Origin of the sequence: Paenibacillus jilunlii (assembly GCF_900102965.1) — a bacterium.
GTDB classification, from domain to species: Bacteria; Bacillota; Bacilli; order Paenibacillales; family Paenibacillaceae; genus Paenibacillus_AQ; species Paenibacillus_AQ jilunlii.
In genome coordinates this window covers 162033-175511 of record NZ_FNGM01000013.1, presented here as the reverse complement: position 1 = coordinate 175511, position 13479 = coordinate 162033, and the positions used below count along the sequence as shown (strand labels likewise).

15 protein-coding genes are annotated in these 13479 nt (G+C 48.3%); 4 read left to right on the top strand and 11 right to left on the bottom strand.

The window, feature by feature from the left end:
- Positions 1-5 precede the first annotated feature (5 nt).
- The 7 genes from BLQ82_RS21330 to BLQ82_RS21300 all read right to left on the bottom strand — a co-directional run bounded on the left by BLQ82_RS21330 (position 6) and on the right by BLQ82_RS21300 (position 6357).
- On the bottom strand, positions 6-923 hold the full coding sequence (locus BLQ82_RS21330) for a transporter substrate-binding domain-containing protein (RefSeq protein ID WP_062525883.1): 918 nt from the start codon (positions 921-923) through the stop codon (positions 6-8).
- Positions 924-1060: 137 nt separating this feature from the next.
- Positions 1061-1489: a secondary thiamine-phosphate synthase enzyme YjbQ gene (locus BLQ82_RS21325; RefSeq protein ID WP_062525885.1), complete on the bottom strand. Its 429-nt coding sequence runs from the start codon at positions 1487-1489 to the stop codon at positions 1061-1063.
- A complete protein-coding gene (locus BLQ82_RS21320; RefSeq protein WP_062525887.1) occupies positions 1483-2343 on the bottom strand; it encodes an amidohydrolase family protein in 861 nt (286 codons plus the stop codon). The genes BLQ82_RS21325 and BLQ82_RS21320 overlap by 7 nt, the downstream gene beginning before the upstream one ends.
- A 31-nt stretch (positions 2344-2374) precedes the next feature.
- Positions 2375-3154: a fructoselysine 6-kinase gene (gene frlD, locus BLQ82_RS21315; RefSeq protein ID WP_074648474.1), complete on the bottom strand. Its 780-nt coding sequence runs from the start codon at positions 3152-3154 to the stop codon at positions 2375-2377.
- Positions 3155-3420: 266 nt separating this feature from the next.
- Positions 3421-4161: a GntR family transcriptional regulator gene (locus BLQ82_RS21310; protein WP_062525891.1), complete on the bottom strand. Its 741-nt coding sequence runs from the start codon at positions 4159-4161 to the stop codon at positions 3421-3423.
- Between the two features lie 183 nt (positions 4162-4344).
- Positions 4345-5580, bottom strand: coding sequence for an MFS transporter (locus BLQ82_RS21305; RefSeq protein WP_062525892.1), 1236 nt, complete (start codon positions 5578-5580; stop codon positions 4345-4347).
- Positions 5581-5778: 198 nt separating this feature from the next.
- Positions 5779-6357: an NAD(P)H oxidoreductase gene (locus BLQ82_RS21300; RefSeq protein ID WP_062525894.1), complete on the bottom strand. Its 579-nt coding sequence runs from the start codon at positions 6355-6357 to the stop codon at positions 5779-5781.
- A gap of 239 nt (positions 6358-6596) precedes the next feature.
- Here BLQ82_RS21300 and BLQ82_RS21295 point away from each other — a divergent pair, with 239 nt between their 5' ends.
- The gene (locus BLQ82_RS21295) at positions 6597-6974 is read left to right on the top strand and encodes a winged helix-turn-helix transcriptional regulator (protein WP_062525896.1); all 378 of its coding nucleotides are present in this window, start codon (positions 6597-6599) and stop codon (positions 6972-6974) included.
- A gap of 39 nt (positions 6975-7013) precedes the next feature.
- On the opposite strand, the gene BLQ82_RS21290 is transcribed toward BLQ82_RS21295, so the two are convergent.
- From BLQ82_RS21290 to BLQ82_RS21275, 4 genes are all read right to left on the bottom strand, one after another.
- On the bottom strand, positions 7014-7487 hold the full coding sequence (locus tag BLQ82_RS21290; RefSeq protein WP_062525899.1) for a MarR family winged helix-turn-helix transcriptional regulator: 474 nt from the start codon (positions 7485-7487) through the stop codon (positions 7014-7016).
- A 160-nt stretch (positions 7488-7647) separates the two neighbouring features.
- Positions 7648-8541: a sugar phosphate isomerase/epimerase family protein gene (locus BLQ82_RS21285; RefSeq protein WP_062525902.1), complete on the bottom strand. Its 894-nt coding sequence runs from the start codon at positions 8539-8541 to the stop codon at positions 7648-7650.
- Between the two features lie 25 nt (positions 8542-8566).
- The gene (locus BLQ82_RS21280) at positions 8567-9424 is read right to left on the bottom strand and encodes a sugar phosphate isomerase/epimerase family protein (protein ID WP_062525904.1); all 858 of its coding nucleotides are present in this window, start codon (positions 9422-9424) and stop codon (positions 8567-8569) included.
- The gene (locus tag BLQ82_RS21275) at positions 9421-10479 is read right to left on the bottom strand and encodes a Gfo/Idh/MocA family protein (protein ID WP_062525906.1); all 1059 of its coding nucleotides are present in this window, start codon (positions 10477-10479) and stop codon (positions 9421-9423) included. The genes BLQ82_RS21280 and BLQ82_RS21275 overlap by 4 nt, the downstream gene beginning before the upstream one ends.
- Positions 10480-10601: 122 nt before the next feature.
- Here BLQ82_RS21275 and BLQ82_RS21270 point away from each other — a divergent pair, with 122 nt between their 5' ends.
- The 3 genes from BLQ82_RS21270 (at position 10602) to BLQ82_RS21260 (ending at position 13144) form a co-directional block, all read left to right on the top strand.
- Entirely contained in the window at positions 10602-11471 is an 870-nt protein-coding gene (locus BLQ82_RS21270; protein ID WP_062525908.1) for an AraC family transcriptional regulator, read from the top strand.
- 169 nt (positions 11472-11640) lie between these two features.
- Positions 11641-12435 carry an AIM24 family protein gene (locus BLQ82_RS21265; RefSeq protein WP_062525910.1) on the top strand — a complete coding sequence of 265 codons (795 nt, stop codon included), beginning with the start codon at positions 11641-11643 and terminating at the stop codon, positions 12433-12435.
- 163 nt (positions 12436-12598) lie between these two features.
- Positions 12599-13144 carry a MerR family transcriptional regulator gene (locus BLQ82_RS21260; protein WP_062525911.1) on the top strand — a complete coding sequence of 182 codons (546 nt, stop codon included), beginning with the start codon at positions 12599-12601 and terminating at the stop codon, positions 13142-13144.
- Positions 13145-13479: the final 335 nt, after the last annotated feature.

Here is a 13479-nt window from a genome sequence, read left to right as displayed (position 1 = left end):
TCCCTTTATGGACGCGGGATCATTTCCATTGGATCGAGATCGCCTGCTTTTGGCAAATACTCTTCAATCAATACCTTGAAGTAATCCTCCTGTCTCATCTGTTCGAGGGAGCCATTAAGGAAATTCAGCATTTCCGGTTCATTCTTGCGTGCACCCATCGCCATGGGGGCAAAGGCCACCTGTTCACCCACGATTTTATATTCCGGTGAAGTCTTAATGAACTCAGACATCAGCACGGCATCATGGAACATGGCATCGGCCCGTCCATCCTTCAGCGCCCGGAAGGCATCCGCGTTGCTCTCAATCTTCATCTGCTCCGCAGTCGGCACATTTTCCTCAAGGTAGGTGGAGCCTGTGGACCCTTTAATTACAATAACCTTCTTACCGGCGAGATCAGCGATAGCGGTTATCTTACTGTCCTGGGGGACAACTGTAACGGCGCCGCCGTCAAAGAATGTGGTTGTGAAATCAAGCTGCTTCTTCCGCTCTTCAGTTACTCCCAGCGTAGCCGCAATAAAGTCTATTTTCTTGGAAGTGAGGTAAGGAATGCGGTTAGTGGCATTGACCGGGATAAATTCTACGGCATTAGGATCACCGAAGGCATATTCAGCCATTTTACGCACAACGCCAATTTCATATCCGGCATTTTTACCGCTTTCATCCAGATACCCAAGCGGCGGGTAGTCTACCTTAACACCCACAACCAGCTTTCCTCTTTCCTTTACAGCCTCAGGGAGAGTAAGGGTATCTGATGTGGCCGGAGCCGTGGAAGAAGCCGTAGGTTCAGAGGATGCTGCCGGGGCTGCATTTGTCGCGTTCCCCGTGTTGGACGCTGTATTATTGCCGCAGCCTGCCAGAGCAAGTATACATACCAGAACCATTAACAATGTGATTGCTGCCTTGTTGTCTACCGCTTTTTTCATCTCAAATCCCTCACTTCACTAGAATTGTGTGTACTGTAATCAACGCAGAAATGCCAGACGGTCCATACCCGGACGCTGCATTGTCATGTAAGCGCATCCCAGCCAATCAGAAAGTATTCCTGCGAAAACTCCAAGATTTACTCGCCCATAACCTGAATGTAGACTTTTCTGCTCTTGGGGCCATCGAACTCAACAAAATAAACATCTTGTGCATCCCCGGTAACCATGACTCCATCCTGGACTACGAATAGGCAGCTGTTGCCGGACAGCATTGATTTTAGATGGGAAGGAGAGTTGCTGCCGGTTGCCCCATAGCTGGGAAGAAAATGGGCATGTGCATAGGGCGCATCCTTGGGAATCAGCCTTTCCAGGGTCTCCTCAATGTCTGTTTCCACACATTCAAGACCTTCATTGACCATAATGCCGGTAGTAGTATGGGCTGTAATAACAGCAGCCAAACCATTTTTGATACCCGAGCCGGCGACAAATTGCCTGATATCCTCTGTAATTTTAATCATCTGGAATTCTGATCTTGTCTGGAGCACAATACATTTCGTATTTACCATTTCTGCTCACTCCCCCCGATAAATCGTTCTGCGTTGCCGCTCAAAATATTCTCCAGTGTGGATGGGCGGAAGTTCAGCCCCTTCAGAGCAGGCAGCAGGCGTTTGGCCCTGAACCTTGGACTGTTGGTACCGAACATTACCTGATACTTCAGGTTTCGTTCAATCCATAGCGGACCCATATTCCGTGTAAATACCTGCTCATAGAAATCCTTTGCGTTATCCATGTGCAGCAGTGAAGTATCTGTATAGACATTGGGGTATTTCAACAGCAGCATTACAGTCTCATGAATCCACGGCCACCCGAAGTGTGCCAGACACATCCGCAGCCCGGGGTAGGCCATGGCAACCTCCTCAAAATGAAGCGGGTGGGAGTACTTGGCTGGAGCATCAGGCTGCCAGGTCATTCCGGCATGGAACATAATAGGTTTATCGTACTCAAGACATTTCTCATAGATGGGCTTTAGCAGCTTGTCGTAAGGATAGAATCTCTGCTTCGATGGATGAAGCTTAAGTCCTTTCAGCCCCAGCTCTTTAAAAGCATAGTCGAGCACATCCACTGCGTCCTTGCGGTAAGGGTCCACACTCGCGAAACCTATGAACCGGTCGGGTTCCAGACTCACAAGCTTGGCAATCTCTTCGTTAGTCACGATACAACCGCCGCTTTGTGTAGTCAGGTCCTCGGGCAGCAGTACCGATTTATCAACATTCATATAGTCCATCTCAATCTTGACCGATTCAATGGAATAGGGTGACTGCTTGTAAATGCCGAACTGCTCCTTGCGGAACTTCAGCTGCTCAGAGTCCTCACAAATATCTTTGTAAAAAATAGGATGGGTATGCACATCAATAATCATCCTAAGCACCGCCTTTCATTAGTTATTTTTCTCAATAAGGCTCGAATTTGGCAACGACAGCAGCAGCTGTTTCAGCTCCTATACGCAATGAATCCGGTATGGTCCTGCCCTGGATAACCCCGTACATAAAGCCCGCACAGAAGGAATCACCCGCCCCCACCGTGTTCACTACAGGAACCTTAAGAATGCCCTCCCGGAAAAAAGACTGCCCGTCATACGCAATGCTTCCTTTCTCCCCCAGGGTGACTACCACAATCCGGGGTCCCAGAGCCTGCGCCCATTTCATATATTCCAGAATCCAAATATCGTCCTGATCGTAGGAGAAGAAGGCATAATCCACATTCGGTAGAATGGGCTCCGGAATAGAGTTAACTTTGGTAGTGAAATCGAATACTACAAGCACGCCGCTGGCGCGGAACCGGGGGAGCCATTCAATAATATTTCCGGACAAATTGGTGTGAATCATCCCATGTTCTAGTACAAAGGCGATATCATCATCCGTAAGCGCAAAATTCTCCATAACCCCCGCAAGCTTTTCCTTGTGCACTCTGTCATTTCCATTGAGGTCCATTTTGAAAATCGCAGTATCTCCTTCCTCCACATGAAGATGGGAGACATCCACATTCTCTCTGCGCAGGACCTCTATCATCAGTTCCCCATGCTTGTCCGTACCCACGGCACTTATCATGGAACTCTGAATCCCGAACCGGCTCATGTGAATAATGAAGTCAACGCTGTTTCCGGTCGGATAATACCTCTGCAAATTGTCGTAAATGTCCATACAATTGAAGCCAACACCCGCAACCCGCATTTTCCCCCTCCTTCTTGAAATAGCATTCAGTGTTCAGGAAGATGAGCAACTTATTATATATTGTAATATTATATTATATACCATCATCACAAGTATTAAGTCAATCTTATATTTTAAAGATAGCGTTTTCATAAGTTACATTTCATAACATGGATCTGTAATATAATAAAAAAAGAAAACAAAAAACACGTATTATGTAATGTAAATTTACATAATACGTGTTTCTAAGAGTAATTCATTCCCTTTCCTCCGACAGTGATGAACGATTAGAAAGTTCCGCTTTTTTTGGTATCTATCGTAAAAATCACTTTGTTGGTCATGTATAGAGAATTGGATAAATGAATCAGCCGATCCGTCTTATCATAGCTTGCTTTTTCAATGGCAAACAGCGAGGTTCCCCGGTCACACCGGAACAGGTCCGCATCGTACTCTGAAGCAGCTACCACCTCAAGTGTTTTTTCGGACCGGCACAATTCCACATTGTATCGCTTCTTAAGAATACTGTAGGTAGATGCACTCTCTCCAATATGCTTCTCTAGATCCGGGAGTAAATTAAGGGGGTAATAGGAGGTCTCGATAATAAAAGGCTCATTATCAATGAAGAGCAGCCGGTGAACATTAAGTATAGGATCATGAAGTGCTATATTAAAGGTTTTGGCCAGCTTCTCGTCTGCCTGAATAACCTTATTGAATAAAATCTGCGAGCTTGGTGTTTTCCCAGATGCGGTGGTAAGCTCCGAGAACCCTCCCACCGATATCAGCTCACGCATAACCTTCGCCTCTTTAACATATGTTCCTTTGCCCTGCTGCCGATGCAGAATCCCTTCTTCTACCAAATCCGTAATAGCTCTTCTGGCAGTAATCCGGCTTACACCGTACATCTCGCATAATTCCGCTTCCGGCGGTAGCTGCTGTCCCGCCTTATATACCCCACGTTCTACGTCTTCTTTCAATATCTGTTTAAGCTGAAAGTACAGCGGTTTTTGACTCAAATTATTCAACTTCATTCCTACACTCCCATTCAGGGGATTTCCCCCTCCGTTATAATACATAGACCTCTCAGAGTATAATATATTATAGGTTGTATTATGTCAAAAAAAGAGATACGTTATAAAAAAGCCCAGCTGAACGCTCAACCAGGCTTGGATAATATTGCATGTATGCATTGTCATTCAATCTAAAGTAAGTATTTACTTATTTACATACGTTCTTTTATATAGAACGGGTATTGCCGCTGTTATAAGGATCATCCCCATAAAAGCGGGTGCGGCAGACCCAAGCGATACATAGATTTGACCCCCAATGATAGGCCCGATCATTCTTGCTAAAGCTTGAATAGATTGGCTGCCTCCTTGAATCCTTCCTTGTTCACTAGAATCGACAGACTTGGAGAGCATCCCATTAAATGAAGGCCCAAAGATCGAATCACCAAAACCAAATATAAACATTCCAGCGATAAGAAGAGGATAGAATGAGAACAAAGCAGATAGGGCAATAAGACTGTAGCCTATAATCTCCGCAAACATTCCAAGAATCGCTATCTGTTTATCATCAAGTTTTTTCAAAAGCTTTGGCATGATGAAACCCTGTGAAATGATGTCTTGGAAGCCCATGATTGAAAACATAAGCCCGATTAGTGCAGGCTTCCAGTTGAAGGTATCCATTGTAAACTGTGAAAAAACGGCCTGTAAAGATCCGTTAGGTATCCAAAGTAAAAATGCAGAGACAAGCAGCCTGTTTAAGTTTTTCATGGAGAGCAGGTTTGCAAGCTGTGTAAATGGATTCAGCCTTACAAAGGTAATCTCTTTCAGTCTATGGTTCTTGTCAAGGCTCTCACGCATAAAAAAGAATCCATAAACAACATTCAATAACGTTATTATTGCTCCAAAATACATAGGTACAGCATAACCAAACTTGGCGAGTAATCCGCCTAGAGTGGGGCCAATGATGGTGCCTACACCTACAACCGCACTCACCCATCCAAAGTATTTGGTTCTCTGTTCCGGAGGAATGATGTCTGCAAAATATGCAAAGATAGTGCTTATGCTCCCGCCTGTTATACCTTCAATTATGCGCCCGGCAAATAGTACCCATAGAGCTCCTCCTATGCCAAAAACCAAGTACCCGATGGCGGAACCCAAAAGGCATACCAAGAGCAATGGACGACGGCCATATCTGTCACTCAAAGCTCCAAGTACAGGGGCCGCAAAAAACACGCAGAGTGCATAAACAGAAGTCAGCAGCGTAACCATTATAGCTTGTTCTCCCGGATTGCTTGTATAAGGCTGCACTAAGAATGGGACGACAGGTGTTATGATACTGAAGCCTATTCCGCACAGAAACACAGAGATCAGACCGAATATTAAAGCGTGTTTATCTATGGTTTGTTCTGCGTTCTGTTCATTATGTGATCTAAATTTGAACACTTAAATTCTCCCTTCAAAAATCATCGTTTTATTTCCCCGGAAACAAAATCATCGTATTATAACTTTGTTTCCTTGTCAACAAAAAAGCGGCAATAAAAATGCAGCCTGCTCTCAATGGAGACCGGCTGCCTGGGTTTCACTATCATTATTCTAACTATAAATGGGCAAATCCACTTCCAGTAAATTGTAAAGCAAAGCTTAATGGTCCTTGGCGTAATTCAAACCTAAGCGATAAGCTTGGTCCAGCAGCATTTCGTAATGACGGGGATTTGAATCCAGGGTCTCATATAAGAATTCAACCTTGGAATTGGAAACACCGCAATAATCAGCAATTCCCACATTCAGCAGATGAGTAATCATTTCGTCATAGTTACGCTTTTTCATCTGATCCTTCGAAACTCCAGCCAAAGCAATCCACAAGACATGCTGATGATGAAGGTGGTTCGAACCGTACGCAAACCCATTGTTCCATACACGGTCAATATACCCCTTTAGCATAGCCGGCAAATGCCACCACCAAAGCGGAAAAATAAATGCCAAAGCATCATGCTCCTGCATCCGCCGGATTTCCATTTCCACTTCAGGGGAAAAGGACTGTTCCGGGGCTGACAAATCAGGTTCATCTGCTCCTTGCAGCACAGGGTCAAAACCAATCCCGTGCAAATCCAATATCTCATAGTCGTGTCCAGCCTCGGCGAGACCTTGTACGAAGCGACCGGCCACCCCAAAAGTCAAGGAATCTTTTCTCGGGTGTGAAACAACACTTAATACTTTCATGCTTGTATTTTCATCCCCTTTCTTGAGCAGCTAATTTCTAGCCATGATCAATGGCTGATGCTATTATAAACAGTAGGAAATTGATCTGGAAGTACGCACTTTTAAGTTCTATAGGATGATACAGGTGCCATAGGAACATGGAAGTACCCTAGGTACATTCCCCAGAAGCTGACCTGAGTAACGGATTAAAATGATGGGTTGTTCTAAGCAAACTTAGCCTTTTAATGGAGGATTAAGAGATGACTGAACAGAAGAAAAATAACGTTCAAAAGAAGTATCAAGTTGGAGTGGAAGCGGCTTTAGAAGTAATGGGAGGCAAATGGAAGCCTTTAATTATCTACCATTTGATGACAGGACGGAAACGAACATCTGAGCTTCGCCGGTTAGTGCCCGGCGTTACTCAAAAAATGCTGACCACTCAGCTTAGAGGCCTGGAGAAGGATGGGATCGTTGCGCGAAAGGTTTATAATGAGATCCCTCCTAAAGTGGAGTATGAGTTAACGCACTACGGCTGGGGATTAAAGCCTGCGCTAGACCATTTATGCTATTGGGGAGAGGATCACCTGGAGAAGATTTATGGAGACAAATCCAAGGTTTTGGAAGAATTCCGGGGCTGAGCAAATTCACTTTCCGTTCAGGACCGGCTTTCAGTTTGGTTATTCCGGCTTAATATCGAGACCCTGTTTCTTTATTTCTTCATCCAAATGCCTGCTATACTTTTCCATGAAGTTAAGCATACTGTCTAATTGCTCCTCGGTTAAATGCTCAAATACGGCTTTATCCCGCTCTTGAAACTCTTTATGCAGTTCCTCATGGATTTTGTTAACAACTTCCCCCTGCTCAGTAAGCCTATAATAGATTTCTTTCTTGTTATCCGGCTTCTGGTAGCTTTCGATCAAGCCTTTTTCTGTGAGCTTCTTAGTTATTTTACTTATGGCACCTCTAGTCATATACAAGGACTCCGCAAGTTTTGTCACGTTCGAGTCTACATTTTTTCCAATGGATTCGATGCAATGTACTTCAGAAGGCTTATAACCCTTAAGACTGTCTTCCATCTTCGTCTTATTCAGCCAAGCCATCTTGTTAAATAAGTCCCTGAAATCCATTTTGACCTGTTCTTCTTTGTTCATGGCCTGTCCTCCCTCCCCGTTGGTGCATAACAATAATATAATAATTATCTGTAAAATGGAATTGACCTTGTTCCTGTGTATATTTTGGGTATGACTGAACAAAACGGCTAAGCCGCCCTTCATCGGACAGCTTAGCCGTTTGGAATCTAAGTTTTGAGCACTATGCCCGGAACCCTTTCAGGAACTCAACGGCTAACCGGATGTCCGCCTCCGGGTTGCTGCCGACTTCACGTTCAATCGTCAAGTACCCTTTATAGCCGATATCGTTCAGCGCCTGAAGATAACCGTTCCAATCGACACTTCCTGTTCCCAGCGGCACCTCGCGGAATGCCTGGCCGGTCTCTGCCATTTCCGCGATCTTTTCATGGTCCAGCGCGGGTGCTTCATAGCCGTATTGGCCGTATACATTACGCGGATCGATCTCTGCCAGCTTGACGCCATCCTTGGCATGGGTATGCACAATGTAGTCTTTCAGGGCATGAACGCCCTGTACCGGATCATCTCCGGTCACCATGACCATATTGGCCGGGTCAAAATTGACGGAAACCCCTTTTGAGCCCAGCCCATCCAAGAACATTTTCAAATGGGCGGCGGTTTCCGGCCCGGTCTCAATCGCGAAGTAAGCATTCATCTCATGCGCATACCGGCTAAGCTCTTCGCAGGCAATATGCATGGTTTCATAGATTTGGCTGTCCCGGTTCGGGGGAACAATACCAATATGGGTGGTCACGATATCCGTGCCCAGCTCTTTGGCCAGCTCCATAATGCGTTTGGACTTGTCGATTTTGGCCCGGTTCTGCGCAGGGTCCTGGAAGCCGTGGCCCCCCAGGTCGCCAACAAGGGCAGAGATTTCAAGCCCCAGCGAAGCAATATAATCCTTCCATTCACGGCGGGCAGCCGGCGGGAGATTGGCCGGATCGAATTCACCCTGCACCGCATATATCTGTACGCCATCTGCTCCTGCTTCCTTCGCCTTGCGCAAGCCCTCCTTTACACCAACCTGAAAGCTGTCTACGATGACACCAATTTTATTTGTGATCACAGGTCTAGCCATAGCAGTAATCCTCCCCTGTAGTTGATTAGATTTCGTTCCATGTCCGCTTGACGTATTCCAGACCCAGCCTTGTTCCCTTGCGGCAGTCTTCCATCCCTTCGAATTCAATGGAGATATAGCCGTCATACCCGCTTTCTTTCACCAGTTGGAGTACACGCGGCATATCAATGTCGCCCTGGCCCACAATCGCACCCCTGAGCCAATTCCCGCCGGAGGACTGGAACCATCCTTCTCCCGGATGCCGGTTCTGCGGGCGGATATAGAAATCCTTGAGATGAACCATGGAAGCCAGCTTCAGGTTGCTGGCCACAGCGGTTAGCGGATTCTCATCGGCACACAGAAAATTGCCAACGTCCAGTGTCGTGCGGAAATTGTCCCGGCCCACGGCATGTACCAGCGCCTGCACACGGTCGCTGTGCTGAATGAAATATCCATGATTCTCCACACTCGTTATAATGCCAAAGCCGGATGCATAATCCGCAATTTCACGGCAGGCTTCAGCCAGCTGCGGCAGCTCCTCCAAAAAGTGGACAATCGACAGATCGGGTGATGAAGCCACATCATGCCGCATCCGCTGAATGCCAAGCGCCGCACATACATCCACTTCCCGTTTGACCCGCTCCAGTTCCCGCCGCCGCTCTGCTGCCTCCAGCCCGGCAAAATTCGCTCCGATCGCATAGTTGGACAATTCGAGGCCACGGTCTGCTGCGGTCTGGAGGATGACATTCACCAGCTCCGGATTGTCGATCAGATTGAAGCCCAGGGGCACAATCTCCGCATGTTCTGCTCCCAGATCGGCAATCGTCTCAATGACGCCCTTCAGTGTCAGCTCTCCGGCTGCAAAAGCCGTGTGCAGACTGTAGGTACTGATTCCCAGCTTCATAATTTCACCTCTTCACCTTTGGCTGCCGATTCGTAGATCCCGCTAAGAATCCGCATGATTGCTACCCCGTCCTGCACAGGACTTAGCGGCTGCGAGCCGCTCTGCACGCACTGGGTGAAATGGTCTATCTCATACTGGAACGCACTGTTGAACTCAAATCCTTTATGATCGGTCTGCGGATAGATATTAACGATGGTATTCGCCCGCTCACTGACGATGACCGTCTCAGGATCAATCTCAAAGCCGCCTTTCTCACCGTAGAGGCTCACTGACCGCCCGTCTTCCTTGGCATGCAGCGTAAAGCTGACATCCACCAGCAGCGAAGCGCCGTTCTCGAACCGGATCAGTGCATTCGCCAGATCCTCCACCGTGTTGTTCGCCGCATCGTAGTCGGCAGCCTTATAGAAAGAAAGATTCTCTACATTAGCCCGGTTGCCCAGCTTCCGGTAGGTGTTGGCGCTTACGGAGACCGGCTTCGGGCGGCCCATCAAATACCAGCATAAATCGATCACATGGACCCCGATGTCGATCAGCGGCCCGCCGCCGGAGCGTTCGATATCAGAGAACCAGCCGCCGGGATTGCCCAGGCGCCGCAAGGTTGTCGCCTTCGCATAATAAATTTCGCCGAACTCCCCTGCCCCCACCAGCTTCTGAAGCAGCTGGACGTTGGCATCATAGCGGCGCACAAAGCCCACTTGCAAAATCTTGCCGCTCTCCTCCACTGCCTGCTGGACCTGAACAGCTTCCTCCAGCGTGCGGCAGAGCGGCTTCTCCACCAGCACATGCTTGCCGGCCTTCAGCGCCGCAATGCTAATCTCGGCGTGGGAATTGTTCCAGGTGCAAATACTGACCGCATCGACGCTGGAATCAGCCAGCAGCCCGCGGTAATCGGTATACACCTTCTCAGCGCCATACTCAGCCGCTGCGGCCCTTGCGCGCCCTTCGTTCAGGTCGCACACCGCATATACAACCGTCTGCGGATTGTTCCGGTAGGCATTCAGATGCATGCCTGAAATGGAGCCCGTTCCTATTACGCCAATCCTGATCATATCCATAACCTTCTCTCCTTGATTTGCATCACTTCTGATTCGTATTATAATGATTTCAATCATGAACACCATGCAGAGCCTTGCGGTCTTATTTGTACAATTGTGCTGTGGAAGGAGGATATCCAGAAATGCTGAATTATGATAAACATCTTCGGGAGCCTATGGACATGCCGGACCCCGGGTTTCCGATCAAAGTCCATACCCAGCGCTTCGACAGGGCGGGGGTTGTGACGTTCCCCCATCACTGGCATGAGCATCTGGAATTTCTGTTCATTGAGAGCGGCGAGGCTGTGTTCGAATGCGGACGGACACCGTTCCAAGTCCGGGCCGGCGATCTTATCGCGGTGAACAGCAACGAGCTGCATTACGGCATCAGCGCCTCGAACGATTTGCTCTATTACGCCATTATTGCGGACACTTCACTGCTGCACAGCGCCGCCAGTGATTCTGCCGAGACCAAGTTCATCGCACCGATCCAGCAGAACCGGCTCTTGTTCAGCAACCATGTCTCCGGAGACCAGCATATTTCCGACTGTGCTCTAACCATTATCCGTGAGCTTGAACGCCGTGAACTCGGCTATGAGCTGGCGGTCAAGGCTGAGCTGTACAGGCTGCTTGCGCTGCTGCTGCGCAGACATGGCGTAACCGAGTTGTCGCAGGCCGAGCAGACCCGGCGCATCCAGACCATTGAACGCTTCGCACCTGTGCTGCTCCATATTGACACCCATTACCAGGAGCCGATTTTCGTAGAAGGTCTGGCAGCTTTGGCAGGACTGAGCCGCTTCCATTTCAGCCGGCTTTTCAAGGAACTGACGGGACATACCGTCTCCGAATACGTCAATGCCGTCCGGCTTGACCGGGCCGACTATATGCTGCGCCATACTCAGCTTACCGTTTCCGAAATCGCTGCAGCCACCGGGTTCAACGATATCTACTATTTCAGCCGTACCTTCAAAAAGCATAAACAAAGAACTCCCTCCAGTGTGAGGGGGTTCTAGGGTACGCTAACAGCTGTCCATCATCCCTATCGCCAGTTGCTGGTCGCTCTCCTGGTACGTTATCTTTTTTATTAAAACAAAGGCAAGGAGATAGAACTTATGTGTCGAATACCTAAACTTCGAAGCAGAACTGCTTACGACATCACTGCCAGCAGAGGAGAAGATCAATATGGCCTACACTATCAATAATCTGAAAGATAACAGCAATGTTGTGATCAAGGAACAGCTTGGCGGATTTACGGTTATCGAATACAAAGAAGATTTGAGCAGCACCACCTTGGCGGAAGCACAGTCCAACTTCTTCATGAGCAAAAGCAATATGCGCAACAAGCAGCTCATGATTGAGCTGAATAACAGTGAGGTTACGCTGAGCGCCGGGGCAATGCAGTATATGGTCGGCAATATTGAAATGATCTCAGGGGTAAAAGGGGTCGGCGGTCTGATGAGAAATATTGTCTCCAGTGCCGCAACCGGGACCAGTGCCATTAAACCACTCTATAAGGGCACCGGTACAATTCTGCTGGAAACCACCTATAAATACCTGTGGCTGATTGATGTCGACAACGATCATATCGTCATTGATGACGGCCTGTTCCTGGCCTGTGAATCTTCACTCCAGCTCGCCGTCACCGCACGCAAGACCCTTTCCTCGGCCGCACTGGGCGGAGAAGGGCTGTTCAACCTGAGCGCCAAAGGCAAAGGAATCCTGGCCCTGGAAGCACCGATTCCTTCCGAGGAAGCCGTCGTCATTGAGCTGCAGAATGATGTGCTGAAAGTCGATGGCAATTTTGCGTTGATGTGGTCGAACACGCTGGACTTTACCATCGAGAAATCGGGCAAAACCCGGCTCGGCTCTGCCGCTTCCGGCGAGGGTCTGGTCAATGTGTACCGGGGAACTGGCACGGTCTGGCTGGCTCCGCTCACCTCATACAGAAACAGTCTGTTTCAGGCGAATACCCCCTAAATAATTGCTCGTAATACCACTTTGTTTATCGAATCAGCACTTCCTTTGTCACCCGTGCAGGGAGCCGCTAATGAACAACGAATTGTTCATAGCAAGAGGAAACAGATACCGTCATTTCAAGGCCTGTATCCGTTTCAAGACTACCTGAACTGGAGGAATCGATATGGAAATGCTGAAAACGAAGGATGCCGCAGAGCTGCTGTCTGTCAGCCAGACAACCATCAAACGCTGGGCTGCCATGTTCCCTGATTATTTTCCAAAGGACCGGTTTGGACATTATATATTCTCAGAGCAGGAGATCAGCCTGTTAAAATCGATTAAAGAGCGCATCAGTCACGGGGAAGTGTTAGAGTATATGAGTTTGGGTTCCGCAGCAGACATCCAGCCGCCTGTATCCCAACAGGAGAACCCGCTCCGCCACACACAGGACTGGCCTATGGGCGACATGCTGTCCCGGATCGATTATATCGAGCGTTCACTGGATCACAAAGCTGACGAGGTAGTCTCAGTGCAGCTGCTCCAGCAGCGGGCAGAGCTTGAGGACCTGCGCCAAATGATCAAGCAGTTAGCCGTATCCCTGGAAACTATCCAAAAGTCTGGCGGCCCCTCCCTCTCTCCGTATGATGAACTGCATCCCGCTGCCGCTATGAAGCTCAAGACTCCGCCAAGGAAACGCGGGCTGCTGCGGAATATTTTCTCCTTCCTGTAGAAGGGATTCGCTCTGCAAAATTATTGAACCAAAAACGGTTGACCCTATGCTTTCTGGTATCATTTCTGTGCAATGGAGATCTTTCCGTGAGGAAACGGCAGGTTAAAGGCTCACCTGCTACAGACCGTCCGTTAAAGTCACGCAACGGTAGCAACGCAGCTATCGCCGTCCTTCACTGGACAGTTAGCCGTTTTAGATTTTAAGTGGCAGCAAGCGCAAGTGGAAAAAGGATAACTAATTGGACCGATTCACCCCCTTACAAGGGCAAGCCGCTCTTCGGCGCTCTAACAACGGTATTTCTGCCGTTGTTTCCGGGCAAGCCGCCCTTCGGCGCT

Bases quoted from the DNA above. Each gene is read 5' to 3' on its own strand.
- BLQ82_RS21260 (WP_062525911.1), top strand. From the start codon at position 12,599: ATGGAAATGCTGAAAACGAAGGATGCCGCAGAGCTGCTGTCTGTCAGC.
- BLQ82_RS21310 (WP_062525891.1), bottom strand. From the start codon at position 4,161: ATGAAGTTGAATAATTTGAGTCAAAAACCGCTGTACTTTCAGCTTAAA.
- BLQ82_RS21275 (WP_062525906.1), bottom strand. From the start codon at position 10,479: ATGGATATGATCAGGATTGGCGTAATAGGAACGGGCTCCATTTCAGGC.
- frlD (WP_074648474.1), bottom strand. From the start codon at position 3,154: ATGCGGGTTGCGGGTGTTGGCTTCAATTGTATGGACATTTACGACAAT.
- BLQ82_RS21290 (WP_062525899.1), bottom strand. From the start codon at position 7,487: ATGAACAAAGAAGAACAGGTCAAAATGGATTTCAGGGACTTATTTAAC.
- BLQ82_RS21270 (WP_062525908.1), top strand. From the start codon at position 10,602: ATGCTGAATTATGATAAACATCTTCGGGAGCCTATGGACATGCCGGAC.
- BLQ82_RS21320 (WP_062525887.1), bottom strand. From the start codon at position 2,343: ATGATTATTGATGTGCATACCCATCCTATTTTTTACAAAGATATTTGT.
- BLQ82_RS21285 (WP_062525902.1), bottom strand. From the start codon at position 8,541: ATGGCTAGACCTGTGATCACAAATAAAATTGGTGTCATCGTAGACAGC.
- BLQ82_RS21325 (WP_062525885.1), bottom strand. From the start codon at position 1,489: ATGGTAAATACGAAATGTATTGTGCTCCAGACAAGATCAGAATTCCAG.
- BLQ82_RS21295 (WP_062525896.1), top strand. From the start codon at position 6,597: ATGACTGAACAGAAGAAAAATAACGTTCAAAAGAAGTATCAAGTTGGA.
- BLQ82_RS21330 (WP_062525883.1), bottom strand. From the start codon at position 923: ATGAAAAAAGCGGTAGACAACAAGGCAGCAATCACATTGTTAATGGTT.
- BLQ82_RS21265 (WP_062525910.1), top strand. From the start codon at position 11,641: ATGGCCTACACTATCAATAATCTGAAAGATAACAGCAATGTTGTGATC.
- BLQ82_RS21280 (WP_062525904.1), bottom strand. From the start codon at position 9,424: ATGAAGCTGGGAATCAGTACCTACAGTCTGCACACGGCTTTTGCAGCC.
- BLQ82_RS21300 (WP_062525894.1), bottom strand. From the start codon at position 6,357: ATGAAAGTATTAAGTGTTGTTTCACACCCGAGAAAAGATTCCTTGACT.